We start from the raw sequence: 25,360 nt of genomic DNA, 5'->3' as shown, positions 1-25,360 counted from the left end.
CCAGAGAGACCCCCTCCAGGGTAGGATGACAAGCGAGCGCATTACCGTCGACTCGGTGGCGGCGTACACCGTCGGCGACCAAACCGTCCGTTTCGACTGTGAGATAGCAGCCCCCGAAACCGTCACGCAGCGGACTGTCCCGGTTGAATTGACGATCTACGGCCCGCGAACCTTCCGATTCGAGTTGCAGGCGAACCCGGAGGTCGCGACCGACAGCGACTACCCGCGGCTGAACTCCGATGCGCTCTCGGAGTCGCCCGACTTCGAGGTGACCGAGGTCGAGGAGACGCTCACGATCGACACGGGAGCACTGCGAATCGCGGTCGGACTCGATACGTGGTCGTTCGTCGTCTCGGACGCGGACACCGACGAGACCGTCTTCGAGGAACAACGGTTCGACCCGGACGTGTTTGGGCGGCAACGCGTCGATCCCCTCGGGTTCACCCAAGAGGAGATCAACCACAACCCACGAAAGGTGACGCAGACGGGTACTGCGTTCCGCCTCTCGCCGGACGAGAAAATCTACGGTGCGGGCGAGCAGTTCGTCGAGTTCGACCGGCGCGGGCGCGAACTGGATCTGTGGCACGAGGAACCGCTCGGAACCGAAACCGAGCGGGCGTACAAGAATATCCCGTTTCACCTCTCGACAAACGGATACGGGCTCTTGGTCGATACCACGGCGCGCGTCCACTACGACTTCGGCAAAACCTCTGTGGCGTCGGGAACGATGTCGGTTTCCGACGACGAATTCGCGTTCGTATTCTTCTATGGGCCGGAGTTCCGCGACATCATCCAGCGATACACCGCCGTCACGGGACGGCCCGCCCGCCCGCCGAAGTGGTCTTTTGGCACCTGGATGTCACGGCTAGGGTATGAGTCTCGGGAGGAGCTCGAATCCGTCGCCGAGCGACTGCGTGCGGAGTCGATCCCCAGCGACGTCCTCCACTTAGATCCCTTCTGGATGCGTGAGAACAAGTCGACGGACCTCGAGTGGGACACCGACCAGTTCCCCGAGCCCGAAGAGATGATCTCGCAACTCCGCGAGAGCGACTTTCGCCTCTCGCTGTGGGAGCATCCGCACGTACCTGTCGAGACCGACGCATTCGAGGCGGGCGCCCAGGAAGGGTACTTCGTCACCGACGGCTCCGGGAAACCCTACGTGATGGACCACACGTGTCAGGGCGACTACCGCGGGGCGCTGGTGGACTTCACAGATCCCGAGGCAGTGGAGTGGTGGAAAGACAAACACCGGCGGCTGCTGGAACAAGGCGTGTCCGTGTTCAAGACCGACTACGGCGAGTACGTGCCCGAGGACGCCGTCTTCGAGAACGGAAAGACCGGGACGACGATGCACAACCTATACCCGTACCTCTACAACGAGGCCGTATACGAGGTCGTCGGCGAGGTCAACGGGCCTGAGGAAGCCCTCGTCTGGGGTCGTTCCGCCTGGACCGGAAGTCAAGCGTTCCCGATGCACTGGGGTGGCGATCCGCAGACGAGTTGGAACGGGATGGGTGCCGCCCTCCGTGGCGGGCTCTCGGCGTCGCTCTCGGGAATCGCATTTTGGAGCCACGACATCGGCGGCTTCCGCGGAACGCCGAGTACGGCAGTCTACACTCGCTGGGCGCAGTTCGGGTTGCTCTCCTCGAACGCCCGCTGCCACGGAACGACCCCACGGGAGCCGTGGGAGTTCGGCGACGAGGCCCTCGACATCTTCAGAGAGTACGCGGAACTGCGCTACCGGCTGATTCCCTACCTCTATACGTACGCCGAGATCGCCGCACGAACCGGTTTGCCCGTCGTTCGACCCCTCGTGTTGGAATACCAGGACGATCCGGCTGTCCACCGAATGGACACACAGTATCTGCTCGGCGAGGACATACTCGTGGCACCAGTCTTCACGAACGCCGGCACTCGCTCGGTGTACCTACCGGACGGAGAGTGGCGCGAGTACCGGAGCGGAGAGCGCTACGCTGGCGAACGAACCGTCGAGATCGACGTCGCACTCGACGAGATGCCGATCTTCGTGCGTGCCGGCAGCGTCGTGCCGCAGCGTGAACCCACGCAGTCTATCCAGCCGGGGACGCCTGCGGCGCTCGAACTGGAGGCGACGCTCGCGGAGGCGAAAGCGAGCGGGCGGTTCTACGACGTCGACGCCGACGAGCTACTGGAGATCACAGTCGAGGAAGCGGCGGGAACGCTGTCGGTCGACACCGGCGGAGTCACCGCAGCCCGGACGACGATCACGGTGCAGGATGCCGATCCAGACGAGGTCGTTGTCGACGGTTCTCAGCACACTGCAGTCGGTTCAGAGCCAGAGCCGGGCGAGTGGACGGGTGACGGGACGCGGCTCACGATCGTCGTGTGAGGCCGCCGCTGAGGGGTGAATTTATTAGGGGAGGTCCTAAATTGTGCCACAACGAACCACGGTGACACAATGGGACGCTTACAACTCAACGAACTGACGAAGGTCTTCGAATCGGGCGGTAACGAGATCGTCGCTGTCAACGATCTCGACCTCGACATCCAAGACGGCGAGTTCCTCGTACTGGTCGGTCCATCCGGCTGTGGAAAGTCGACGACGCTGCGGTGTATCGCCGGCCTCGAACAGACGACCTCCGGCCAGATACTACTCGAGGATCGCGACATCACCCACCGCAAGCCCAAAGAGCGGGATATGGCGATGGTGTTCCAGAACTACGCACTCTACCCGCATATGTCCGTGCGAAAGAACATCGGCTACGGGCTGAAGATTACGACTGATCTATCGAAAGGCGAAATCAACGAGCGTGTCGAAGAGACCGCGGAACTGCTCGAAATTGGTGAGCTGTTGGAGAAAGAACCCGGAGACCTCTCCGGCGGTCAGCAGCAGCGAGTCGCGCTCGGCCGCGCGATCATCCGGGAGCCGGAAGTGTTCCTGATGGACGAGCCGCTCTCGAACCTTGACGCGAAGCTTCGGACGACGATGCGCACCGAGATCCAGCAACTCCAACAGGATATGGGGATCACGACGATCTACGTCACCCACGACCAGACCGAGGCGATGACGATGGGCGACCGCATCGCCATCCTTGACGGCGGCGAGCTCCAGCAGATCGGCGAGCCACTGGAGTGCTACCACCGCCCGAAGAACCGGTTCGTCGCTGGCTTCATCGGGTCGCCGTCGATGAACTTCCTCTCGGTCAAACACGACGGTGAGACGCTCGAACACGACGAGTTCAGCTACCAGATCTCAGCGACGACGTCAGACGAACTGGAAACCGCCAGTCAAGACCTCACGCTCGGAATTCGTCCCGAACACATCCAGATCGCCGATGCCGACGCGGAGAACGCCATTCAGACGACAATCGAGGTCGTCGAGCCGATGGGGGAGGTCACCTACGCCTACTTCGAGATTGGCGACCAGACGTACACGGCCAGCATCGACGGCGAGATAAGAATCTCCTCAGGCGAGGACGTGCACGTCGTCTTCCCCGAGGGGAAGATTCACATCTTCGACGGCCGGACCGGAGCCGCCGTCAAGAACAGCGAACTCGACGAAAAAGCAGACACGATCACGGCCTGAGCGTCCGTTTGTCACCGCTGGACCAGCCGTTTGCTTCTCGCGAACAATTAAGTGAAACCTCTTCATAGCACACTATATGAGCAAGATCCCAACCGAGGCCGGATCGGGCCGGCACGTACAGGCGGTACAGATATCCTGTGATATCCTCGAAGCGTTGCGTGAAATGGACGGGGCGGGTGTCTCCGAGTTGGCCGAAGCGTTAGACCGCTCGAAGGCCACTATCCACAGCCACCTGTCGACGCTCGCGGCCAACGAGTTCGTCGTCAAGAACGACGGCGTCTACGAAGTGAGTCTTCGGTTCGTCGACATCGGAGAGTACGCGAAAGGGCAAGTCGACATCTACGAAGTCGCAAAAGAAGAAGTCGAGCGGTTGGCCGAGGAGACGGGGGAGGTAGCGCAGTTTATGGTCGAAGAACACGGTCGCGGCGTCTATCTCCACAAGGCACGCGGAGAGAACGCGATCCAGACGGCCTCCTACACGGGGAACCGGAAGCTCCTCCACTGCACCGCACTCGGGAAATCGATTCTCTCGCAGCTCTCGGCCGACGAAATTGACGCCATCATCGCCCGACACGGGCTCCCTCAACGGACGAACAAGACCATCTCCTCACGCGAGGAGCTGTTCGACGAGTTAGAGACGATCCGTGAGGAAGGCGTCGCGTTCGACGACGAGGAGATTCTCCAGGGTCTGCGATGCATCGCGGCACCGATCAAACATCCCAACGGCAGCGTCTGTGGCGCGATCAGCATATCAGGCCCAACGAGCCGATTTAAGGGAGATCGGTTTCACGAGGAACTGCCGGAGATCGTAGAGGGGGCAGCGAACGTTATCGAAGTTAACGCGACGCAAGTCTGATCGTTCGCACTTGCCGAATGTTCGGAGCAGGCCGCTTCTTTCCCCGGTTTTCGTGGTCTATTTTGATTCAGGACGAACCGCGATCATAGTTGAATGTTCGCGAGGACCAAATACCTCGTACGGGACTCGAAGCGAGATGGGATAGTAGCAATTCGCATAAAGCAGGAAATCAGGCCTTCTAGCGCTCTCTTTTTGCAACAGTACGCCATCCTTGGAATGTACAACGGATTCTTCCTGCCGTATCCGGACGCGATATACGTTTGGCCTTGGTGAACAGTTCCAGTCGTCGCCGATCGATCGCCGTCCAGGGCCGATTATCCTCCGTCGTGTCCAATTCGAGGTGTGTCTAGTGGCTTCCACTCGCCCTTATCGCACTATACGTACGAGGAAGGAAAACATCTGTACACTTGTTAGAGCAGCGGGGGAACACTTTATAGAGGCGATATAAGGGTAACATACGTACGAGTGTTATTTTAGAATAGAGAGGGGGGTAAGCAGCGGTCCAGCAAGTCTTAGGTCGAATGGTTCGGCGGTTGCGAGAGCCAAACGTGCATTAGTAGTGTCAGCCACTTATTTATATTTTTACTGTCTTATAGTATTAATAATACTAATTCTATTATATCTATACACATTCTAAAGCTGTTGTAAAGCTATTTTCTATGGCTCTCTTAGAAAATATGTCTTCTTAGAATATATGATAAAGCAGCTATCTTTTATGCCCTGCGACTCGTTTTGATCTTGGCGGGGACGATGTACGGGCACGAGGGGAGCACGGCAGAGTCTTGACCCGCAGCCCATAACTGCAGGCAGAAGGCTCCGACTCGTTATCACCACAACAGTAGCGTCGTTATTATTGCAGAGCGCGTGTAGAGGATCCCCTCCTGAAGCAGGATTCGCTCAATACGGTCAAATCATCGCGACGTATCGCCCCGATGAATCCGAATCAGATACTGATGGAGTAGCTATCCGAGCCGTTCGACCACGAACTCGGCCGCGGCGGGAACAGCGCGCGCGTAGAGTTCAGCCCAAGCTAAATCGCCTTCAACACGCACGGCGTCGGCGTAATGCTCCGCGGTGAGATCGGTGACGTACTCGAAGGTCCCGATCGTCGGTCGAACGATCTGGGCTGCCACTCTCGGATTTTCACTCTCTCCGATCGCGGTAATTGCTTCCCGCGCCCGATCGGCCGTTCGCGAGACCGACTCAGTCGTCACTTCACCCAGATATGCACCGTCACGAATTCCGTTGATCGTCGCTCGAAGCGCCTCGACGCCCGCCAGTATTTGCCCGGCTTCGATAACGGCGGCCGCGAATTGGCCGTCGTCTCGATGCTCCCGCGCTTCCTCGGTCTTCGCCTCGAGGTATCCGCTGGCCCGTCTGAACAACCACCGACCTGCCGTTCCGTCGAGGTCGGTGCGGAACGGTGATTCCTCGCGGTCGAGAAAGTCGGTAACAGACGAGCGTGTGCGCGACGCCGCGTATTCGAAGCGCCTCGACGCGTCGATCAGTGCTGTCCACTGCGCGGTCGTCTCGGAGCGCTCGCCCAGGTACGCTTCCCGCAGCCGACGGGCGTCCGCGAGCGTTGCACGGGCGAGTTCAACGCGTCCGACGGCGTCCCCCGCCTGGAACGGACTGGCGACCGGATCGGACGGATACGCCGGGGCGGGACGGACGTGTCGGCGACAGTCTCCTACCAATTCTTCTATTGGTGCGTGTGCGAGCACCGCTTCTAACGGTGACGACGCGCGGTACTCGTGGTCGGCAACGAAGGACGCGAGATCGTCGCGCACCCCCTGCTGCCGTTCTGTGAGCGCCTCTGCGTCGTCTTTGCCTGTCGCGGCGCGGTAGGTTCCCAGAACGCACGCGGCCTCGTTCCGCCGCTCGCGCCACGTCGAGAGTTTCTCGGTCGGCCAAGACTCGTCCGGTTCATCATCAAGCTGATTCGCGGTGCGTTCGCGGTCCGATTGCACCTCCTCAGAGACGGCCCCATTGGGTACAGACGGGTCGGACGGAACTGCGGCGAGTAACTCCCGGGTTCGATCGCGGTGTGCGTTCACCAGGCTCGGTGGAACTGCGACTGGGAACGGCGACTCGGGCCACGCGAGCGACCCGATATCCTCAGTTGACAGCGACACGTCCTCGTTGTCGGAGTGGTCGTTCCCGAACGGCAGGGCTGCACACCCGGCCAGCCCGGTGACGCCGATAGTTCCGAGTCCGGCGAGCACGTTTCGACGCGACCTCATTCGCCGCCACCCCCGCTTGCGGGCGTCACCGTGGCGTTGAAATACTCTCCGCGGGGAGAGGGTCGACAAGAACTCGACATCCCCCGCCCCATTCCCGAGGACTGCTCGGCGGCGACGGGCAGTCGGATCGCGAATCCGACAGTGTGGGTTTCCTCGACGCTGCATTCGACGTCAGCAGGGCGGTGCGTTCGGCAGAAGTCGGCGTGCGGCTGGAGGTCGTCACGTTTCAGCTCGTCCCACTCGACTGTCGCCGACTGGAGGCGGATCTCATAGCAGGCCTCAACGGGCATCGAGAGCAGGTATACCGACGACGAGCCGAAGTCCGTCTCCGTGACGAACGAGCGGAGTCGTTCGGCCTCTTGCACGTCGCCGAACCTGAGTTCGGCGAGGTCGTCTTCGGAGACGATGACGCTTCGACCGTGACGGGCAGACCGACCACGCCCTTCGTCGCTCGGCGTCGGCAACTCCGCTCCGTGGGCGAACAATACGACACCATCCTCGTTGCGGACCTGGCGCACTTCGTAGTCCTCGATCGTGTTGTGATCGCTCTGGGGGTCGATCATCGGGGGATCAGCCTCGCTGGAACACCCAGCGAGTGCGGCGACCCCGGATGCAACCGCGAGGAGGGCCCGGCGGCGTGTCAGGGAGGGCATCACCGTTGCCATCGGGTAGCGGTGTAAAACATTTTCTGGAACCTCCGTCTCTCTGACTACATTACGTTAGGTGTAGGCGGCTCTGTGGGGGAATCGCTCTGGACGATGGTTCTTGTAGCACACGGGATGAATTCTACTGCACGACGGCACAAATATCTGATTCGTGACTGTTTCCCCGGCCGTGGCTGACCGGCAAGACTTAATCACTGCCGGTCACAGCACGTAGTTGTACGACTAGCACCCTATGAGCACCGATGCCCTCCCAGTGAGCCGACGCACACTCATCGCCCTCCTGCTGTTTGCTGCTGTACTCTCCTCAGGATTGTGGGCGTCTGGAGTGGCGGTCACTGACAGTGAACCGCAGGTCACCGCGAACGTGAGCGACCGATATCAATCGGTCGAGAGTGTCAGTGCAACTCGTTCTGTCGTTGTTGAGCAGAACAACGCCACTACACGAACTGTTGCGGATGTGATCCTCGTCCCAGGGACAGACCGCGAGCGCGTCCAGTTCCGCGAGACTGGGCCTCACCGAAACGAACGACGTATCTCAAACGGCTCGGTGCTCTGGCTCTACGACAATGATAGAGAGCGTGTCACGGTCATCAACCTCACCGGTCCACCGACCACAGGGAGGGCTGCCCGTCTGCAGGCGATCGTTGCAGCGGCTGGGTTGACTGATGCAGCAGGCCGCCCGCAGCAACCCGACGTCGCCCCGCTTCCCACGGTGCCGCGTCGCGGTAGTCTGCGACCCGCGCCAGCCGCCGACGGCTACCGCGTCCAGTATATCGAACGTGACTCGATCGACGGCCGAGACACCTTCGTGGTGGAGCTTTCTCCCCCAACAAATCGCAGCGAGACGGCATACCGACAGCGGATCTGGCTCGACTCGGAGCGGTTCTATCCGCTCCGGACTCAGACGGTTTGGCGAACCGATAGCGTCCAGCGATCGGTTACGACCACCTATACGAACGTCACGTTCGACGCGCAGGTGTCTGCAGACACGTTCCAACCGGAGTTCGGAGCTGACACCTCGGTCGATCGGCTACAGACCCCTGACACGGAGTGGTTCCGTAGTGTCGACCGTCTCAAGGCAGAAAGCTCGATCGCGGTCCCCGACCCAACGGTCCCATCGCCGTTCCGCGTAACGTACGCCACTCGAACCACCGGCCGGGTGCACGGCGTCGGCCTCCGGTACGCGACCGAGGGCCGTCAACTCACGATAGCGAAATACAATTTCACGTATGCCCCCGATCCGGACGAACGTGATCTGACTATCGACGGTCGGCCTGCAACGCTCGACCGTGGGCCCACGACCTCGCTGTCGTGGACGTGTGATCAGTATCGATACACCGTCCGTGGGACTAGCGTCGAGACGGATCAACTGATCACTGTTGCTCGCTCGGTTGGTTGTCCAACGTCCTGAGATAGCTCTCATAGGGATTATCGTACGTCTCCATAGATTTCTCGCCGGACGATACGGCGAGAATCTCCGAACAGTTACGATAATCCCTATCAGTACATAGCGGGGCTCTGTTCCCAGTCAGCCGGCAAACTCTGTGTGCTCTCTTCAGTTTCCACACGGATTCTCTGGATCAGAAATCTGTGGGGGTTTTTATACAGCCGGTCGTCATGCTGTCAACACGTGAGTGAGGACCCGGACCTCGGTGCCCTTCTGGATGTTCTCAGTGACGAGTACGCCCGGGAGATCCTCTCCGCAACGAGTGTCAAGCCAATGTCTGCACAGCAACTCGCCGAGCAGTGTGAAATGTCCAAGCCCACCGTCTACCGGCGGATCGAACGGCTCAAAAAACAGGATTTCCTCGAAGAACGGACGGAACTCCAACCCGATGGTAATCACTACAGCGTGTACGCCGCCACACTCGACGAGGTGTCTGTATCGCTGGATGACGGTGACTTCGAGGCTGCCGTAACGCGAGCCGACCCCGAAACATTCCCTGGACAGCACGAAGACGATACTGCTGATCGCTTCGCAAAGATGTGGGAGAATCTCTGATATGCTGGCGGCTTCAGCTCTCGTCGAGTGGCTGATCGTCGCGCTGGCGTTTGCATCGACACTCCTTGGTGGCTACGTCGGCTACCAGGCGTATCGGGGCTACCGACGTCACGATAGCCGAGCGATGCAAGCGCTCTCGTTGGGCCTCCTCTTGTTGACGACGGCCGCATTCAGCATCGCCTTCCTCGGATCACTACTCCTTCGTGAAGGCTACCTTGGCCTCCAGTACCAGCAGCCGTTGACACTCATAACGCGGAGTCTGCAGTTTCTCGGTGTCTTGCTCATCGCGTACTCGCTTCACTCACGCGCTTGAGCTTGTGGCTCTTCCCGTGTTTGCACCCGTCTTTAATCCTCGCTCGCACGTTGCAGTCTGGTCTTGCCCCTCTCACCGGGGGAATTTCAGGCTGAGAAACTCCGCCTGCCATCTCATATATCCGAGTCCCCAAACGTGAGTTGAAATGAGAGACAGAGAAACTGCGGGAGGTGTACCGCGCGCGTTGTCGCGGGGAGACACGTCCCTGCAAGCGGCGACGTTGATCAGACGCATCCCATTCGGCAGGATCCGAACGACGGGCCCCCGACACTGCTAGCCTAATGGCGAGTCTATTACCGACCCGAAAACCGGTCGAGCATTCCTGCTCAACTCGGACTGAGATTGTCGTCGACGGGACGGGCTCAGGAGCGGCGCTTTCGGCGATCGCGTCGGAGACAGCCCAGCAAATCCTCCGGACGCTCCGAGACGGCCCGAAACCCGTCTCTGCGATTGCGGAAGATGCGGGGACGTCGCTCCAGAACGTGCGTTACCACATTGACCAGCTCTGTGAGGCGGAATTCGTCGAGCCCGTCGATACGTGGTATTCTGAAAAGGGCAGAAAGATGACTGTGTATGGATTGGCAGTCGACCACCTCGTCATCCGGTTCGAGCCCTGAATCACTCTGTATAGGTATGCGAGGCATCCAGCTTCTGGAGCTATTCTCCGAGCCAAGTGGGTGGGAAGTGGCTCGAATACATCTTATTAGCTCACTTGCTTTTTTCAGTATGTACGCATATTATACGCGGAACAGGCGCAATACCACGGCCTCCAGGCCGTGGATACGCGCCGTCACACCGGGCAACAGACCACTGTTCAAACGGTTTTCCTGAGTTCCCCACGGTGACGTTTAAGTGACAGGCCAACCTATATCGAGGTAGGAATCGGTCGGAACGGAGCGGATTCCGAACCGTCCTTCGGAGGCGGCCTGTCCGCCCACCTAACGAGGCAGTATCCGAAAGGGCAGTCGGTGAACACATATGCTCGAAGCGTGTGCCCGTGCCGACTGCTCGAAGCAAACCAGACGATACCCCCGAGTCTGCTGACGCCTGCTGGCGCCCCCGTGGCAAAAACAACACCGAGACGCCAAACACGGTCGAGGATAGGGGTACCGGCGGCTTGGCACCGCCAGCGGTCCACCAGTCCGATGCTGTGGGACTACCCGTGCCCGAAAGGTCTGGTAGTCCGGTGATTGGACTCCAAACCTGAAACTCCCACCGCTCGGGATTCCTCCGCGTGAACGCGAGGAGGATGTCAACGATGTATCAGTCCCAGTAACCGGCTTCGAACATCATCGGCGGAGTCGTACGTTTGATCTTCGGTTGGAGCAAGCACTTCTTCGAGGGATTCCGTCCCACCTTGCGTTTCGATCTCGTAGTCGCCGAAGGCCTCGACCAGTTCATCCGTCGTGGTTGGATAGCCTTGAGTTTCGAGTGCCTCATCGAGGTCACCAAGCCTTCCACCAGGCTCACCGCTCATCGCTCGATCTTCATTGGCGCGGTCGCGCACATCCTCTCGCTTCCGCTCTGGCTGTTTTCGCTGTTCGTCGTCTGAGTTCTCGTCTCGGCCCCGTTCGTCGTCTGGCATACTCTGAGATAGGCGCCCAATTCGGATAACTGTGTGGACGCTCGTCGGTGTGGCCATCGAGCTCGGAGCAGTCGTCGGGTATTCGGACGACGTACTGGCGCCTAGTCCGCGCAGTTTAGCTCACGAACGAGATTGACCACCTCTGCGTTACCCAACGGCCGACCTACCCGGCAATGGTGAGGATTGTTGTACGTCATTTCGGTAAGTCGCCGACCCCGGATCGGCGACAACTGGTACACTGTTACAATAGTCCACATTCACCTAAGTCAAGGCGGAGGCGTCCCCAGAAATCAGAGATTTCTGGTGTGCGAACGAGACGCTCGAGTGGTCTGCGCTAGTTGTGAATATCAAATAGGGGTGCCAGCAGACGGCGAGTGAAGCAGTGCAGTAATCCAGTTTCAAGGGCTTCCATATCCAGCAAGAACGGTGTTTACTCATATTCAGCAGTTACAGTGATCACTCCCGCGTCTCGTCAACGTCGGCAAAACGCAGACGATGGAGGCGCACCCGTAGACGTGCGCTTGAATCGAGGGACGCTGAACGTGAGTGGGGAGTACAACTCTCCTGCCTCTGGTGAGGCGTAGAACGGGAGTCCACGCGAAAGCCCTTCCCTCAACGAGCGAGCGGGTCCTTAGATCCCGAGCGAAGTAGGGGAGGGTAGGTTACAGGCGGCCGAGGCGAATGCCCCGGGGCCTGACCCCGAGGCGATTCACACTGTCACCGTCAACGAGGTGAGAAGCCAAGTGACTCGGTTAATCAAAAAGCGTCTCGATTAGTAAAATGCTGTCAATTGAGGTGGCCGAGAAACGGTAGTTTAGCTGTCCTATGAAAATAAGTCACCTGCTCGCATCTCTCGAAGAGGAACTCACGTTTCCGATCGGCCAAGATTCAGTCATCAGGCGTATCGGAGCGGTCGAAATCGAGGCACCCGACGCTCAGGGAACTGAAACGATCTCTACGATTATTGGACCCGTCGGACAGGAGACGTACGCGTCGGCCGACGAGTTGTTCACGACCATCATCGGTAACGTAAGCGACGAGTACATCGGACGCAAATTCTACGACGACCGTGGTGCTAACCCTCCCAGAGGAGAGTTAGGGCCTAGGGACGAATCCAACATTTCGTTCTGATGGGCTCGCCGTCGATGCCGAGGTAAGTGCTTGTTGCCGACCGCGTCGGGGCCGTCTTCGCTTCTTCTTGACACCTCTGGTGGACGGTGTGTCTGCGGCCGACCGCGACCAGTCGTGATACGGTCGGCGGATGCGCACACGGGACGGCTGAAGAGCCACGAGTCTGGGGGCGTTCGTGTTTCCCACATAATCAAAAGCCGGACGAGTGTGAAAATGGCGTCTCTTGATACGGTTGCGGACTGAACACAGACCATATGAATGACCTGATCACGCTGCAGATCTCTACTCTTGGATTCGGGATCGTCGGCCTGCTCGTACTGCTGCTTGCAGTGGTGACGGTCTGGCAGATGGTGCGGTTCGTGGACGCCTACGACAAACAGGCGCTCACCGTGTTCGGCGAGTATCGCAGCCTGCTCGAACCGGGCATCAACTTCATTCCCCCGTTCGTCTCGCGCACGTACACGTTCGATATGCGTACTCAGACGATGGACGTGCCTCGCCAGGAGGCGATCACACGGGACAACTCTCCCGTGACTGCGGATGCGGTCGTCTATCTCCGTGTGATGGATGCGAAGAGGGCGTTTCTGGAGGTCGAAGACTACAAGACGGCGGTCTCGAATCTCGCTCAGACCACGCTCCGGGCAGTAATCGGCGATATGGAACTGGACGACACGCTTAACAAGCGTCAGGAGATCAACACTCGCATCCGCAAGGAACTAGACGAACCCACCGACGAATGGGGAATCCGCGTCGAGTCCGTCGAGGTTCGAGAGGTCAACCCCAGCCAGGAGGTTCAGCAGGCGATGGAACAGCAAACCGGCGCGGAGCGGAGACGCCGGGCGACGATCCTCGAAGCACAGGGCCAGCGTCGGAGTGCGGTCGAGAAGGCCGAAGGGGACAAACAGTCAAACATCATTCGAGCGCAAGGCGAAAAACAGAGCCAGATCCTCGAAGCACAGGGCGACGCGATTTCGACGGTGCTGCGCGCAAAATCCGCCGAGTCGATGGGCGAGCGTGCGATCATCGACAAGGGAATGGAGACGCTCGAAGCGATCGGTCAGGGAGAGTCGACGACGTTCGTCCTCCCGCAGGAACTCACCTCGCTGGTCGGACGCTACGGCAAACACCTCACTGGGAGCGATGTGGCGGCCAGTGGGCAGCGGTTGGACAGCCTGGAATTCGACCCCGAAACTCGCGAACTCCTCGGACTCGACGACATCAAGGAGATTCTTGGCGAGATCGAGAAGGCCGCCGAGATGGACGTCGCAGGGCTAGAACAGCAGGCCAAGGCGGTCAAGGACGGTGAGCCGAACTTCGAGAGAGCCGACGATGCCGTCGAGGACGAACCTGCCGCGGAACCGGAAGAACAAACGTCGGTTTCGTCGTAGATCGGTGTACTCCCGCGGCTCGCTGCTGAGTGACTTACAACAGACCTTACTCGGGTAGGGCAGCCTAATTCAACGGCGCGCTCGACAGAAACTGTGGTTGCAGCAGGAACGCTCATCGCGGCCGAGCGTCTCTCATCCGACCAGACCCAGCAGTCCCAGGGCCCACCGTCCGACCTCCGACACAGCGAACAACGCTCCCTCCGGCCGCGAGAGCTGTCGGCCCGTCCACAGCGCAGCGACTATGACCACGGTGACGACGATAAGCCATGCGATGGACTCGAGCGCGACGGACCCAAACGACAGCGGCCGGATGACTGCCGCCACGCCTAACACACCGAGCACGTTGAAGACGCTGCTCCCGACGACGTTCCCGACGGACACTCCGAGCCGTCGTTGCCGCATCGCCACCAGCGAGACGGCGAATTCCGGCGTCGAGGTGCCCGCAGCGACGATGGTGCCGCCGATGACCGAGTCGGGGATACCCGCTGCCCACGCCAGCGTGGAGGCTGCCCCCACCATCAGGTCGCCGCTCACCAGAACCACGGCGACCCCCAGCACCAGCAGGACCGCATCGCGTCCACGGAACGTCACACGTTCGGTCAGCGCCGTCGGTATGCCCTGTTTCTCGGGACCGGGATCCGTGTCCGAGGGGCCGGCATCAGTCAGGAGCAGGTACGCCGTGTAGGCGACGAACGAGACGAGGAGTACGGTACCCTCGACACGGAACACCGTGCGGTCGAACATAACTGCGGCACCGAGGAGTGTGCTTGCGACCAGAGCCACACCGTCGCGGTGGACCAGCGACCGCTCGATCGGGATGACCCGAACCAGCGAAACGACGCCAAGTATGAACGCGAGATTGTAGATGTTCGACCCGACGACGTTGCCGACTGCGATCGCCCCCAGATCGGCCAGTGCCGCGTCAGCGGTGACCACCAACTCCGGAGTGGAGGTGCCGGCGGCGACGATGGTGAGGCCGATAGTGAGCTCCGACAACCCGAATCGACGGGCCAGCCGGACCACGGAGTCGACGAGGAGTCGGGCCCCGATCCAGAGTCCCGCAACTGTCGCAACAAGAATACCGACTTGAACAGCGGCTCCGTTGCCCACCATCGCGTATCGTGATAGACATCCTCATTTAGCACGATAAAACCAGTCGCCGACTGGGTCGTGAAGCCACCGTGAAAAGACGGTATGTCTTCTCGTAACGCAACTACTGTACGGTGAGAGCCAATCGACAAAATCACCGCTACTGGTAGGTACAGAGCCCAAGGTACAGAGCCCACGCCGGAGCAGTGGCGGCGTCATTACAGCCGTGACGATGGCGACGAGTACAACGACGCAGAGATGGTAGGCGTGAGAATCCTAGTTGCCAACCCCAAAGCCGCCACGACGAGAGTCAGCCCGCCGAGAAACGTGAGTAACAAGCCCGAATCGACGGCTGCGGGGATTCACAATCGTAGGTCAGTCACTCACACGGCCCTCTCCGTCACCTATGTCCGTTGATAGTCCTCGAACCCATCGTCAATGAACGTCGTCACTCGTCCGTCCTCCTCGCTGAGCGTGATCGCCGCGACCACTTCCTCGCGGGTCGCGGTTTCCAGCGCACTCATATGGCGGGTCCCCATCCATCCCGCATAGGGAAGTTCGCCGGTCTGTGCCCGTTCAGCTGTCGATAGCTGATTGACCCGGACCATCTCCTCTTGGATCGTCCCGTCGTTGTGGATGATAACTGCGCCGTCGCAGGAAAAGGCGACACCTCGTGCCGTCTTGAGGAATGCATCGGCTTCATCGAATACACTGGCACAGTCTTCGACCGGCCAGCGGTTCGTCCCCATCGGGTCCGTGAACTCGGCGACTGAACCACGCTCAACGACGAAATAGAGACCCGGTCCCCGGGCGTAGGGGTCGTCCCATCGTTCAAACCCGCGACTGATTTCCTTGACGCAACCCTCAATCCTATCGAGCACTGCGACAACCTCCGAAGATTCGCGTTCCGAAGCTGGTATTTTCATACTCTCTACGAGATTGGTCATTCGCCAGTAAGTAGGGCCGTCAGGTGGATAGTGTTCTCGAATTTTATAACGGGGCGGATTTTGATTATGTGGGTGAAAGCTACTTTGGACCCAAGCTGATACTGTCGGACAGCAGTTCGTGAATCATATTGGCACCCACGGGGTGCCGATGATTTTCACAGAGTTCTGTCCGACAGTATGACGAACCCGCGACCATTCGTTGAGCCGCCGTCCAGAGGTTCCGCAGAGAACCCTTAGCGGACGAGTCTATGTCCCGAGGACGACGATGAATGTGTGAGCTTCCGCAAGATTCTACAGGCGGAGCAGGCCGAGTGCCTCGGGGCTTGACCGCGAGGGTGAAGGCCGTCGAAAGATTAACCAAATCACGGTTCGTACAGTTGATACAGTCAGAAACCCACAAAGATGGGTTAAAGATCTTAACCCAACGCTGACTGAGACAATTTGGAAATGCGACTCCTCTCAAAACCCGCGTCTTTGGCGCGGTGCGACGGGAGTTGTCGGGCGGGGTGGAGCCGCCGACCCTCACGGACGCATCGCACGTTCGGGTGTGAATTCCAGCCGACCCATCTCGGGAAGGTCGAGGGGAATTAAATTCGCCTGCGTCCATCCGTCCGTTTCTGGACGGTCTGGACAAAACGGTGAAGCCTCGGGGCTTGTCCCCGAGGTACTTCACTACTAATCGTGCGGGACTGTACTGTTCACCAACGGTCCACCACAGTGAGGACAGTTGTTCGTGTTGGGATCTTCGATGCCGTCTCCACAATCACGGCATACGTAGAGCGTTGATTCTGAAACGAAGTTGCGTGGGTTTGTCATTATTGGTGGTGATTACCGCACCGACACCGGGCGTCGATCGAGATCGGAAGCATTCATCGGCGTCACGAGGTATCCCGTGACGCATGTCCCTCGACCAGTGCTGTGACTGGCAGGCAGGCGCGGCAGCCATAGATGTTGTCCTCGTTGTCCCCGAAGACACGGGCAAATCGTGACGTTACGAACGCGCCGCAGTCGTTGCATTCTGGCATCGTTTAGTCGCTCGGGAGGACCTGGCGGGGATGTGATTGGTCGTTATCGGCGCCGCCCACGTTCTTCGCGGTCTTGATGTCGTTCGTTCGCCTGTGCAACGTCCTCGGAAGTGATGTTTTTTCGACCGCGGCGGCGGGCGCGGCGCGCCGCCGATTCGGCGACTTCGGCTGTTTCCTCGGCTGCCGCCTCTCTCAGTGCCTCTGCAGCCTCAGCATCTGGCTCGACATCTTCCTCGGCGGCTTCCGAAAGAACGTTTTTCGCCTTCTCGGCGTCAACCGCTTCTCGTGCTCGGCGCCGCGTTTTTCGACGCGATCGGAACGGATTTCGTACCATATGTGATCTCTCCGCTGATGAGCGGATACCGGAACGAACGCTCTCCCACTGAATCAAGTAACGACATTTTAACGAGTAGACATTTTTTGATTAACTGAGTGACGTAGGCTTCGAGAGCCTACGACGATCAATGTACTACTACTGCAGATATGTGCACTCAGTGAGTGTAACTCACATAATCAAAATTTTCTCACGTGTAAAAATCGGCATAATTGATCGACCTCGGTAGAGAGTAGTGTATTATGACGAACCACGATCTCGACAGGTGTCTCCAGCTCGTTGCCGACCAGCATCGACGTCGGATCATTCACCACCTGCGCCACGAGGCTAACGGAACCACGACGTTCGACGACCTCGTCGAGCAGATATCCAGTCGAGCTTCCGACTCCAAAAACGGTCCACAGCAGGACCGTGAAGAACTCGCCATCCAACTCCAACATTCCCACCTGCCGAAGTTAGCGGACTACGGTGTCGTCGAGTTCGAACATACAACCGGTGCCGTCCGGTACCACCCTGACGAACAGGTCGAAACAGTACTCGATTCGCTCCTTGAAGAAGTGTCGCTGCCGAGTCCCTGACGTCAATGTCTCCCACGAGAGACATCGAGTCTTCCGAGTCGATGATTCGGTATCGGATTCGTCCGGTGTTACTCCGATTCGTGTCGCGGCTCGGTCGGCTGGACGACGACTACCCCGTTGTTCTGAACAGTTACATCATAGCCAGCGAACGCGAACGAAACGGTAGTGACTCTGCCAGTCGAATGGAACCCGTCGGAAGCGAGCAGCGCATCTAACGCGTCCACATCGACTGACTTGTACAACGGTTCGAGTGCCGTGGGCTCCCTGTTCGTCGCGATTGCGACGGTCTCGATGACCGCTGTACTCGGGGTTACCGACGACCAGTCGTACTCAGCCTGAATGTCACCGTCCGCGTCGGTAACCGAGCCGTGATCTTCCCCTCTATCGGAGGTAGTCATGAGTGATTCCGCCAGTACGTTGATGCGGGTACCCGGCCACGTCGGTTCTGATGGTATGGATTCATATGGATGGTTTATCTACGGATTGGATTCCGTCAAGTTCGCTCCTCCGCGTCGAGTCGCCAGGTGAAGATCGCCTTCAAAATCACGACCAGACTGTTCGTGTCACCCTCGCCCCAGATGGCGGTCTCCGACCGCGGATCGGACAGACTCGCGTCCGCGCCGTTGACGAGCGCGCTCACGAGGGTTTTTCGCCCGTCGACCATCATGAGCCGTCCCGCCGACGTGTCTGACCAGACCCAGAGCGACTCGAACATCGTCGCGCCGGGGATCTCGTCCTGAATGCGTTCCTGGACCTCCGTCGACACCCCGGCCAGTTTGATCGAAACGCCCCGCTCTGCGGCTTCACCTAACCCCTCGATCAGGTCCTCGGTAAGCAGCCCTTCGACGGTCATATAGACGATTTCATCGTCCGCGTTGGAGAAGAACTCCAGGACCCGTTCCGTAACCGCCGTCTGCCCGTTTACTGTCCAGACGCCACGCTGTTCGGCCCGTCGTTCGATGGGTTCGAGTTCACTCAGCGCCGTCCGGAGGATTTCCGTGCGGTGCTGTAGCTCGTGTTCGAACGTCCGACTCGCGGTTTCGGCGGAGATCGCCCAGAACTGCTTAGGCGACGACTGGAGGATATCGACGAGTCCCCGGTCGTGTAACTCGTCGATGGCGTCGTATACTCGAGTGCGTGGCACCTCCGACACTTGGCTGACGTCTCTGGCTGTCCCCGTGCCGAGGCTCGCAAGCGCGACGAACGTCCGTGCGGCGTAGGCACTCAACCCGAACCGTTCGAGTTGCTCGATCGCGGCGGTCTGTGGGTCTTCGACTGGATCATTGCTCATCGATGTGGGTCATTGTGAGCCCAGCCACGGAGAGCGGCCGGGCCGACACGCAACAGTACGGTAGTTGGGACACAGAACTGGACTGCGTGCCGATGAAGAGTTTAGCTTCCACCCCGTATATCTCTTTTGTGATTAAACGGGTGACTATTCTAATCTCCCGTTTATTTGTGCTCTCACGCGGTGAAATCTGGAGTTATCTGCTGTAACTAGATTCATCACAACAAATTCTAGAGGGCAATCTATGCGGCGAGTTCAGACGCTTATATTGCCCGTATCACGTCGCATCCGCACTAGCCGTTATGAAAGGAGTGACAATACCTATCCGTGTCGGGAGTAAATTATCAGAGAGTCACTGGGGCACTCCCCCGTGAGGTTGGGACACATGACCAATAATAATAGTCTGGAGGAAGGAATCGAAGTCCTCCAGCAACTCGGCTTGAAAGAATACGAGGCGCGATGCTTCGTTGGCTTGTCCCGTCTCCACACGGGTACAGCGAAGCAATTGAGTGAGATGACAGAGGTTCCGCGAACACGGGTATACGACGCGATTCGAGTACTGGAGGCACAAGGTCTCGTCGAGATCCAGCATTCGAGCCCGCAGCAGTTCCGGGCGGTTCCGCTCGACGAGGCGACCGAGACCCTGCGCGACCAGTACGAAGACCGCGTCGAGCGACTCCACGATGCGCTGGACACGGTCGAAATCATCGAGCAGGACGACGAGACGCCTGTCCAGCAGATATGGGCGATGTCTGGGCGGGACGCGATCGAAAATCGGACGGACCAACTCATCGAGGACGCGGCCGATGAGGTCGTTCTCGTCGTCGGCGACGAGTCACTGCTGACCGAGGATCTCGTTGCCAGACTCAACGACGTCGGTAACGGGGTCGACCTTCTCATCGGCGCGCTGACGGAGTCGATTCAAGAGCAGATCCAGACGGCCGTGCCGGGCGCTACGACGTTCATCTCTGGCCTCGAGTGGCTACACGGCGAGGAAGCTACTGAAAACGAGACGGCGATCGGCCGGCTCCTTCTGATCGACCGCTCGACGATTCTTGTGAGTTCGCTTATGCCCGACACTAAGGAGGAACAAGCGATATTCGGTGAAGGATTCGGGAATGGCCTGGTCGTTATCGCCCGGCGACTTATGGCACAGGGGTTGTTGACCGCCCGTGATCCCAAGCAGTAATCCCCCGACGAGCGACTGTTAGCTACTCCGTCAGCGGACGCAACTGTCAGAGAGTTTGTGATCGCGTTCATCGCAGATACGGTCTTCGAGCAACTGGAGAGTGAGATACTCACCATTGTCAATCGTGATGCAACAATCGTTGTACACGAACGAGAGGCGTCCGCCTGTCCGAGGTGTACCGTCGTACTGCGGGTCGAACAACGTATCTAACGCAGTCGGATCGATTACATCCGCCAGCGGTCGGAGAGAGTGTGTTTCACAGCCAACAACTGCACTCACCGCGCGTACGACGGCTGTGCTGACCGATTCCTCCGGCCCGATTTCGTACTCCACAGTTCTGATTCGGGCTGGACGCGCAAAAGATCCGAAGTTTTTCACCCGGTTTATCAAAACAGATTTCGGATGGGCGGGCTGGATACGCATATTGGCCTCACTCGGGTCAATGGAGTGATATAATACCTGAAGATGTTTGTGGCAGCAGTGAGAGAAACAACGCCACCGCAAAGCTGCCCTCAGAACTTCGAGCTGGTCAACAGCTACGCTTATCTCAACCGAGGTTCACTTCGCGAGTCACCGCACAGGCTCGTTGTGGAAGCGGCCGTCAGTCGTCACTCGGTTTGGCGTCGCTTACGTCGATGCTGCCCATCTCAGGGGTGTCTTCCTCACCGGTGGCCGCCTGTAGTTTTCCGAGCACGACGGCGGCCACGTAGATCGCGACTGCGAGCAGGACGATCACGCCCCCAGCAGTCGCCTCGGCATAGTAGGAGACACCGATGCCGAGGACGACGGCCAGTTCGGCGAGTACGACCGACACGAGTATCGATTCGTTGAAGCTCCGAGAGACCTGTGACGCGCCAGCGACAGGCACGACGAGCATCGCGGCCACGAGGATGACCCCCATAATCTGCATTGCGCCGACCACGACCATCGCTGTCAGCAACACCATAATGCGGTTGTACCAACTGACCGAGAGGCCAGACACAGCTGCTGCCGTCTCGTCGAAGGTGACGTACAGTAATTGGTTGCGCGTCAGTCCGACCACGCCGATGATGATGACGAATAACAGCAGGAGTATCGCTGCACTGTCCTGCGAGACCGTCGCGAGGTTCCCGAAGAGGAACTGATTCACGCCGACGGCGAGCCCACCGGCGTTGATGCTGATTAGGACCGTCCCCAACGCGAAGCCCGTCGAGAGCACAATTGCCATCGAAACGTCATTGTAAGCGTCTGTCGCCTCCGAAATGAGTTCGATAAACAGGGCCGCGATCATCGAAACGACCACTGCAGTCAGATATGGCGAGACGCCGAGGTCGAGGACCGCGTTGAGGAATAATCCCACAGCGACACCAGCAAAGCCAGTGTGGGCGAGTGCGTCACCGATCAGCGCCAGTTGCCGGTGAACGAGGAACGTCCCGATCAGGGGTGCCATCACCCCGATACAGAGACCGACCAAGATTGCCCGGTGCATAAAGCCGTACTGGAGTATTTCGAGGCCTGTCTGGCCGGCAACCCACGACATAACCTCCGACCAGTAATTCAGGAACCAGTAAAATGGACCGAACACACCGTCCAACAGCCCCGCTTGAAGCGGAACAACAGATAGGTAAGTCATCGAGACCCACCCAGCAGATTCGCTGTGGTGCCAAATGCGCGAGCCAGGGCGTCACTCTCGACGAACTCGTTGGCTGATCCGTCGAAGTATATCTCCCGGTTGAGACAGATGACGCGGTCGGCGTGTTCGGTAACTGCGCCCAAGTCGTGTTCGATGAGCAGGACCGTGATACCGTTGCTGTTCAGTGAATCCAAGAGATTGTAGAACGCCTCAACTGATTCCATATCGACCCCGACAGTCGGCTCGTCGAGGACGAGCAGGTCGGCCTCGCTGGCGAGCGCACGGGCGATGAATGCCCGCTGGCGCTGACCGCCCGACAACTGTGTCACACGACGATTGGAAAACGCCGCCATACCGACCGTATCAAGCGCCCGATCTACGATATCCCAGTCCTCACTGGAGAGGCGACCAAAGCCGACATGCGGGAACCGACCCATCTTTACGACTTCGCGGACGGTGATCGGCATCTCTTTCGAGGCGCTGGCATGCTGGGCGACGTAGCCGATCCGCTCGCCGTCGTCGAACTGATGTGAGGGTTCGCCAAAGAGCCGAGCAACTCCCTCGTCCGGTCGGAGCAACCCTAACATCAACTGCATCAGCGTCGATTTCCCCGACCCGTTCGGACCGACGACCGCAACGTACTCGCCGGGGTCGATCCGAAGAGAGATCTCCTCGACCACCGGGGAAGAGGTGTATCCGAAGTCGACATCGGATAGTTCGATGGCCGACTCGGTGCTGCTTGCCGTTCCCGAACTCGTGGGGCTCGCAGAGGTTTGTGTGCGCATTAGAGGTTCACTCGAAGTTCATCCACTCGTCTGCCCAGCCATCGGGACCGGCTTCCTCGGGCTGTTTGTTGCCGAGCACAACCTCGAACGTGGGCATATTGATGTTGTAGGCGATTTCCTTGTACCCCCAGTTGTTCTCGACCCAGTCCTCTCGGACCCCCGCGTACGGGGTAACAGGAAGGTACCCCTCTACCTGTGTTTCATCGAGTAGTTGCTTCGCTGGCTTCCGCGACTCGAAGACACCGTTGGCGATGTACTGGATATCGTTCTCCTTGATGACTCCCTTCGCATCGGCGATGTCCGAGGGCTTGACGTCGCCACTGGCTGCGAGGTTCGTCACAAGTGGAACCATCTGTACGTCGTACGTGACGCCGATGTACTGGAAGGCGTTGTGCGCCGCCAGTTGCACCACATCTCGGTCTGCCGCGTCGAAAATGGCCTGGTAGTCCTGATCAATTTGTTCGAGGACGTCGGATTTGTACGTCTCGGCGTTCGCCTGAAGCGACCGTTCCTGGTCGGGAGCGAGTCTAGCGAATCCATCGGCGATGTTGTCGACCGATTTCTTCGCCCGGTCGGGATCAAGCCAGAAGTGCGGATCTTTACCCTGTTGCTTCCCGACGCCTTCCTCCTCGGGGTCCAGAGTCGCCGCGAGCTCGACCAGTTCGACGCCCTCGCGGACGTTGATCAATTGCGTGTCGACGTCGTCGTCTTTGAGCGTCTGAATCGCACGGTCGGCCCACGGCTGGAATCCCGGACCAACGTGGAGAAACGCATCCGCTTCGATGATGTCTTTCGTGACGCTCGCGTTCGGCTCCCACCCGTGACCGTGCAATCCGGTCGGAACGAGATTGTTCACTTGGATGGGCGTCCCGTCGACGATATTCCGAGCAAAGTCGTAGAAACTGAAAAAGGACGCAACTGCGACGGCAGGGCCGTCGCCATTCGCGCCATCGTTTCCTGAGCCGTTCGTAGGTTCGGTATCGTTGCTACTGGACCTACCAGTACATCCGGCGAGGCTAGCGGCGAGAAGTCCTGTACCCCCAGTAATGGCTCTTCTGCGTGAGACGCTGTACTTCGGTTGCGACTGTCCCGTGTCATTCATTGTCGGCTAGTCGGTGTGCGGCAAAATATATAGTAGTTTGTATCAAAAATAGAGATTAGACAAGTCTAATTTTGTGGTCGTCGGATCTCGCGTCGAAACCCTGCTGCTAGCAATATTGTTGGTGTCGTGAGGAAAACAGATTCTACAACGATAGCCACGGATCTATTCTCAAGGGGACCTCGACTGCTGGACCTCGTTGAATGGAAGTGCTGCGTTCCCGTGCGAGCCTTCGGAATGAAGACGTACAAGTAGTACTATCGTCTCAACTACTAGCAATATGGGTTCTGAGCGGTAACTGCTTCACGAAGAGATCCTAGCGAGTCACACTACAAGATCAGAAACACGGGGTAGGAGGCGCCCACCGCCAGCGAGGGCGTCAAGACCCACATCGAAACGATGCGTTTGGCCGCCGCTGGGTCGAAGAGGCTCTTTTGATCGAGGTCGACCGACCCCTTTTCACCAACCTCTGGCACCTCCGGTAACTCCGCTGGCTTCTCCGCCGGTGCTTCGTGTCGAGCGATATCCCCGATCGTTGGACTAGCGGGTACCTCCTCGGCCCGTGACGTGGCCAACGCCCCCGTGGCGATCTCGACGTCCTCCGCCGCAGGCCTGGGTTTCGGCGTCGCTAGCTCCGCCAGTGTCGCCGCCCGACTCGCTCGCCCCCAGCCGAGTCCGATGATCGTCGAGGTCGTACTCACTGCGAGACTCGCAGGGATGCCGAGGTAGGACAGCATCGTGATGACCGTCGCGCCCACCACGGAGACAATGAGTGATGCGAGGATCGGGAGTTCGGTAATGTCGTCGCCCACCGTCTCCAGCGTGCGGCGAGCGATGGTGAAACTGCCCACCCCGAAAGCCGCCACCGCGAGTAGGATTCCCTGATCAACCGTGAGCGACCCGCCCGAGCCAACAAGCGGGGCGACAGCGTTCGCCGCATTCGAGGCGCCCGCAGAAAAGGCCATATAGCAGGCAATGAGAATTACCGAGAGCGACCCGACGATGTCCTGCAGGGTGGCATTGTTGTTCAAGTACGGGCGTGGAATCATCCCCGAGCGATCGAGTTGGATGAAGTGAAGATCGAACTCCGTGAATGCGACGTAGCGATCGAAATACGGATAGATGTACCGTCCGATCACGAGTCCGACAACGAAACTCAACAGCGGTGCGACAATCCACGCCGAGACGATGACGAACATCAGCGCCTGGTTGAGCGTCCCCGATGCAAGGCCCAGTCCGACGATAGCTCCGACGGCCGTCATCGACGTCGAGGCCGGAACACCGTACAGATTCGACACGAGCAACGAAAGTCCAGTGAAGAACAGGACGACGACGCTCGCGATAGGCGTGAACTGGACCGCTGGAACGATACTGCTGCTCATAGTCGTGATGACTTTTCGACCGACGGTCCACGCACCGAGGAATGAGAACCCGACGAACAGCGCCGCGGCAGTCGCTTTCCGAGTGAGACGCGAACCGACCGCCGGCCCGAATGCTACGCCTGTCGATGAACCGCCGATATTGAACCCCACGAACACTGCTACGGCGATTCCAGCGATCAGCAACAGTGAGACCATTCAGCCTATCGAACGACGCCGTTCGGATATAATGTGCGGTATCATACTCAAGTTATCCCAACCGAACTATGTTACAGCCAGGTCAGCTC

The 25,360-nt window shown here is 59.0% G+C and carries 23 protein-coding genes; 11 read left to right on the top strand and 12 right to left on the bottom strand.

Annotated features, from left to right (window positions below):
* The first annotated feature begins 25 nt into the window (after positions 1-25).
* From RBH22_RS13285 to RBH22_RS13275, 3 genes are all read left to right on the top strand, one after another.
* On the top strand, positions 26-2,368 hold the full coding sequence (locus RBH22_RS13285) for a TIM-barrel domain-containing protein (RefSeq protein ID WP_306677781.1): 2,343 nt from the start codon (positions 26-28) through the stop codon (positions 2,366-2,368).
* A gap of 69 nt (positions 2,369-2,437) precedes the next feature.
* Positions 2,438-3,565 (top strand): sn-glycerol-3-phosphate ABC transporter ATP-binding protein UgpC, encoded by a 1,128-nt coding sequence (gene ugpC, locus RBH22_RS13280; protein WP_306677780.1) that lies wholly within the window; start codon positions 2,438-2,440, stop codon positions 3,563-3,565.
* A gap of 76 nt (positions 3,566-3,641) precedes the next feature.
* Positions 3,642-4,421, top strand: a complete 780-nt coding sequence (locus RBH22_RS13275; RefSeq protein WP_256289403.1) for an IclR family transcriptional regulator — start codon at positions 3,642-3,644, stop codon at positions 4,419-4,421.
* Positions 4,422-5,383: 962 nt separating this feature from the next.
* Here RBH22_RS13275 and RBH22_RS13270 read toward each other — a convergent pair.
* Together RBH22_RS13270 and RBH22_RS13265 are read right to left on the bottom strand one after the other, a co-directional pair.
* Complete coding sequence (locus tag RBH22_RS13270; protein ID WP_306677779.1) at positions 5,384-6,664, bottom strand: hypothetical protein; 1,281 nt, start codon at positions 6,662-6,664, stop codon at positions 5,384-5,386.
* A complete protein-coding gene (locus RBH22_RS13265; RefSeq protein WP_306677778.1) occupies positions 6,661-7,317 on the bottom strand; it encodes a hypothetical protein in 657 nt (218 codons plus the stop codon). Before RBH22_RS13265 ends, RBH22_RS13270 begins: the two co-directional genes overlap by 4 nt.
* A 244-nt stretch (positions 7,318-7,561) precedes the next feature.
* Here RBH22_RS13265 and RBH22_RS13260 point away from each other — a divergent pair, with 244 nt between their 5' ends.
* The 4 genes from RBH22_RS13260 to RBH22_RS13245 all read left to right on the top strand — a co-directional run bounded on the left by RBH22_RS13260 (position 7,562) and on the right by RBH22_RS13245 (position 10,261).
* A complete protein-coding gene (locus RBH22_RS13260) occupies positions 7,562-8,740 on the top strand; it encodes a sigma-E factor regulatory protein RseB domain-containing protein (protein WP_306677777.1) in 1,179 nt (392 codons plus the stop codon).
* A gap of 219 nt (positions 8,741-8,959) precedes the next feature.
* Positions 8,960-9,331, top strand: a complete 372-nt coding sequence (locus tag RBH22_RS13255) for a winged helix-turn-helix domain-containing protein (RefSeq protein ID WP_306677776.1) — start codon at positions 8,960-8,962, stop codon at positions 9,329-9,331.
* A gap of 1 nt (position 9,332) precedes the next feature.
* Positions 9,333-9,644 carry a hypothetical protein gene (locus RBH22_RS13250; RefSeq protein WP_306677775.1) on the top strand — a complete coding sequence of 104 codons (312 nt, stop codon included), beginning with the start codon at positions 9,333-9,335 and terminating at the stop codon, positions 9,642-9,644.
* Between the two features lie 281 nt (positions 9,645-9,925).
* On the top strand, positions 9,926-10,261 hold the full coding sequence (locus RBH22_RS13245) for a winged helix-turn-helix domain-containing protein (protein WP_306677774.1): 336 nt from the start codon (positions 9,926-9,928) through the stop codon (positions 10,259-10,261).
* Between the two features lie 635 nt (positions 10,262-10,896).
* Here the strand turns inward: RBH22_RS13245 and RBH22_RS13240 are convergent.
* A complete protein-coding gene (locus RBH22_RS13240) occupies positions 10,897-11,229 on the bottom strand; it encodes a hypothetical protein (RefSeq protein ID WP_306677773.1) in 333 nt (110 codons plus the stop codon).
* An 825-nt stretch (positions 11,230-12,054) separates the two neighbouring features.
* Here RBH22_RS13240 and RBH22_RS13235 point away from each other — a divergent pair.
* Both RBH22_RS13235 and RBH22_RS13230 read left to right on the top strand, forming a co-directional pair.
* The gene (locus RBH22_RS13235) at positions 12,055-12,360 is read left to right on the top strand and encodes a hypothetical protein (RefSeq protein WP_306677772.1); all 306 of its coding nucleotides are present in this window, start codon (positions 12,055-12,057) and stop codon (positions 12,358-12,360) included.
* 254 nt (positions 12,361-12,614) lie between these two features.
* Positions 12,615-13,748, top strand: a complete 1,134-nt coding sequence (locus tag RBH22_RS13230) for an SPFH domain-containing protein (protein ID WP_256289394.1) — start codon at positions 12,615-12,617, stop codon at positions 13,746-13,748.
* A gap of 132 nt (positions 13,749-13,880) precedes the next feature.
* Here RBH22_RS13230 and RBH22_RS13225 read toward each other — a convergent pair whose 3' ends face one another.
* A complete protein-coding gene (locus RBH22_RS13225) occupies positions 13,881-14,861 on the bottom strand; it encodes a calcium/sodium antiporter (RefSeq protein WP_306677771.1) in 981 nt (326 codons plus the stop codon).
* Between the two features lie 380 nt (positions 14,862-15,241).
* On the bottom strand, positions 15,242-15,718 hold the full coding sequence (locus RBH22_RS13220) for a diadenylate cyclase (RefSeq protein ID WP_306677770.1): 477 nt from the start codon (positions 15,716-15,718) through the stop codon (positions 15,242-15,244).
* 1,667 nt (positions 15,719-17,385) lie between these two features.
* On the opposite strand from RBH22_RS13220, the gene RBH22_RS13215 reads away from it, so the two are divergent.
* Entirely contained in the window at positions 17,386-17,721 is a 336-nt protein-coding gene (locus RBH22_RS13215) for an ArsR family transcriptional regulator (protein ID WP_306677769.1), read from the top strand.
* Positions 17,722-17,789: 68 nt separating this feature from the next.
* Here RBH22_RS13215 and RBH22_RS13210 read toward each other — a convergent pair whose 3' ends face one another.
* Together RBH22_RS13210 and RBH22_RS13205 are read right to left on the bottom strand one after the other, a co-directional pair.
* Positions 17,790-18,119 carry a HalOD1 output domain-containing protein gene (locus RBH22_RS13210; RefSeq protein ID WP_306677768.1) on the bottom strand — a complete coding sequence of 110 codons (330 nt, stop codon included), beginning with the start codon at positions 18,117-18,119 and terminating at the stop codon, positions 17,790-17,792.
* A 95-nt stretch (positions 18,120-18,214) separates the two neighbouring features.
* Positions 18,215-19,012, bottom strand: a complete 798-nt coding sequence (locus RBH22_RS13205) for a helix-turn-helix domain-containing protein (RefSeq protein WP_256289389.1) — start codon at positions 19,010-19,012, stop codon at positions 18,215-18,217.
* A gap of 382 nt (positions 19,013-19,394) precedes the next feature.
* Here RBH22_RS13205 and RBH22_RS13200 point away from each other — a divergent pair, with 382 nt between their 5' ends.
* Positions 19,395-20,198, top strand: coding sequence for a helix-turn-helix domain-containing protein (locus tag RBH22_RS13200; RefSeq protein ID WP_306677767.1), 804 nt, complete (start codon positions 19,395-19,397; stop codon positions 20,196-20,198).
* Between the two features lie 30 nt (positions 20,199-20,228).
* Here RBH22_RS13200 and RBH22_RS13195 read toward each other — a convergent pair whose 3' ends face one another.
* From RBH22_RS13195 to RBH22_RS13175, 5 genes are all read right to left on the bottom strand, one after another.
* Positions 20,229-20,621: a HalOD1 output domain-containing protein gene (locus RBH22_RS13195; RefSeq protein ID WP_306677766.1), complete on the bottom strand. Its 393-nt coding sequence runs from the start codon at positions 20,619-20,621 to the stop codon at positions 20,229-20,231.
* A 178-nt stretch (positions 20,622-20,799) separates the two neighbouring features.
* Positions 20,800-21,810 (bottom strand): metal ABC transporter permease, encoded by a 1,011-nt coding sequence (locus tag RBH22_RS13190; RefSeq protein ID WP_306677764.1) that lies wholly within the window; start codon positions 21,808-21,810, stop codon positions 20,800-20,802.
* Entirely contained in the window at positions 21,807-22,595 is a 789-nt protein-coding gene (locus tag RBH22_RS13185) for a metal ABC transporter ATP-binding protein (protein WP_306677763.1), read from the bottom strand. Before RBH22_RS13185 ends, RBH22_RS13190 begins: the two co-directional genes overlap by 4 nt.
* A 7-nt stretch (positions 22,596-22,602) precedes the next feature.
* A complete protein-coding gene (locus RBH22_RS13180) occupies positions 22,603-23,697 on the bottom strand; it encodes a metal ABC transporter substrate-binding protein (RefSeq protein ID WP_306677762.1) in 1,095 nt (364 codons plus the stop codon).
* A 326-nt stretch (positions 23,698-24,023) separates the two neighbouring features.
* Complete coding sequence (locus RBH22_RS13175) at positions 24,024-25,271, bottom strand: inorganic phosphate transporter (protein ID WP_306677761.1); 1,248 nt, start codon at positions 25,269-25,271, stop codon at positions 24,024-24,026.
* Positions 25,272-25,360 lie beyond the last annotated feature (89 nt).

Source organism: Halobellus sp. H-GB7 (assembly GCF_030848585.1).
GTDB classification, from domain to species: Archaea; Halobacteriota; Halobacteria; order Halobacteriales; family Haloferacaceae; genus Haloquadratum; species Haloquadratum inordinatus.
This window is presented reverse-complemented; position numbering and strand designations above follow the sequence as displayed.

Bases quoted from the DNA above. Each gene is read 5' to 3' on its own strand.
- RBH22_RS13285 (WP_306677781.1), top strand. From the start codon at position 26: ATGACAAGCGAGCGCATTACCGTCGACTCGGTGGCGGCGTACACCGTC.
- ugpC (WP_306677780.1), top strand. From the start codon at position 2,438: ATGGGACGCTTACAACTCAACGAACTGACGAAGGTCTTCGAATCGGGC.
- RBH22_RS13275 (WP_256289403.1), top strand. From the start codon at position 3,642: ATGAGCAAGATCCCAACCGAGGCCGGATCGGGCCGGCACGTACAGGCG.
- RBH22_RS13270 (WP_306677779.1), bottom strand. From the start codon at position 6,664: ATGAGGTCGCGTCGAAACGTGCTCGCCGGACTCGGAACTATCGGCGTC.
- RBH22_RS13265 (WP_306677778.1), bottom strand. From the start codon at position 7,317: ATGCCCTCCCTGACACGCCGCCGGGCCCTCCTCGCGGTTGCATCCGGG.
- RBH22_RS13260 (WP_306677777.1), top strand. From the start codon at position 7,562: ATGAGCACCGATGCCCTCCCAGTGAGCCGACGCACACTCATCGCCCTC.
- RBH22_RS13250 (WP_306677775.1), top strand. From the start codon at position 9,333: ATGCTGGCGGCTTCAGCTCTCGTCGAGTGGCTGATCGTCGCGCTGGCG.
- RBH22_RS13245 (WP_306677774.1), top strand. From the start codon at position 9,926: ATGGCGAGTCTATTACCGACCCGAAAACCGGTCGAGCATTCCTGCTCA.
- RBH22_RS13240 (WP_306677773.1), bottom strand. From the start codon at position 11,229: ATGCCAGACGACGAACGGGGCCGAGACGAGAACTCAGACGACGAACAG.
- RBH22_RS13235 (WP_306677772.1), top strand. From the start codon at position 12,055: ATGAAAATAAGTCACCTGCTCGCATCTCTCGAAGAGGAACTCACGTTT.
- RBH22_RS13230 (WP_256289394.1), top strand. From the start codon at position 12,615: ATGAATGACCTGATCACGCTGCAGATCTCTACTCTTGGATTCGGGATC.
- RBH22_RS13225 (WP_306677771.1), bottom strand. From the start codon at position 14,861: ATGGTGGGCAACGGAGCCGCTGTTCAAGTCGGTATTCTTGTTGCGACA.
- RBH22_RS13215 (WP_306677769.1), top strand. From the start codon at position 17,386: ATGACGAACCACGATCTCGACAGGTGTCTCCAGCTCGTTGCCGACCAG.
- RBH22_RS13210 (WP_306677768.1), bottom strand. From the start codon at position 18,119: ATGACTACCTCCGATAGAGGGGAAGATCACGGCTCGGTTACCGACGCG.
- RBH22_RS13205 (WP_256289389.1), bottom strand. From the start codon at position 19,012: ATGAGCAATGATCCAGTCGAAGACCCACAGACCGCCGCGATCGAGCAA.
- RBH22_RS13200 (WP_306677767.1), top strand. From the start codon at position 19,395: ATGACCAATAATAATAGTCTGGAGGAAGGAATCGAAGTCCTCCAGCAA.
- RBH22_RS13195 (WP_306677766.1), bottom strand. From the start codon at position 20,621: ATGCGTATCCAGCCCGCCCATCCGAAATCTGTTTTGATAAACCGGGTG.
- RBH22_RS13190 (WP_306677764.1), bottom strand. From the start codon at position 21,810: ATGACTTACCTATCTGTTGTTCCGCTTCAAGCGGGGCTGTTGGACGGT.
- RBH22_RS13185 (WP_306677763.1), bottom strand. From the start codon at position 22,595: ATGCGCACACAAACCTCTGCGAGCCCCACGAGTTCGGGAACGGCAAGC.
- RBH22_RS13180 (WP_306677762.1), bottom strand. From the start codon at position 23,697: ATGAATGACACGGGACAGTCGCAACCGAAGTACAGCGTCTCACGCAGA.
- RBH22_RS13175 (WP_306677761.1), bottom strand. From the start codon at position 25,271: ATGGTCTCACTGTTGCTGATCGCTGGAATCGCCGTAGCAGTGTTCGTG.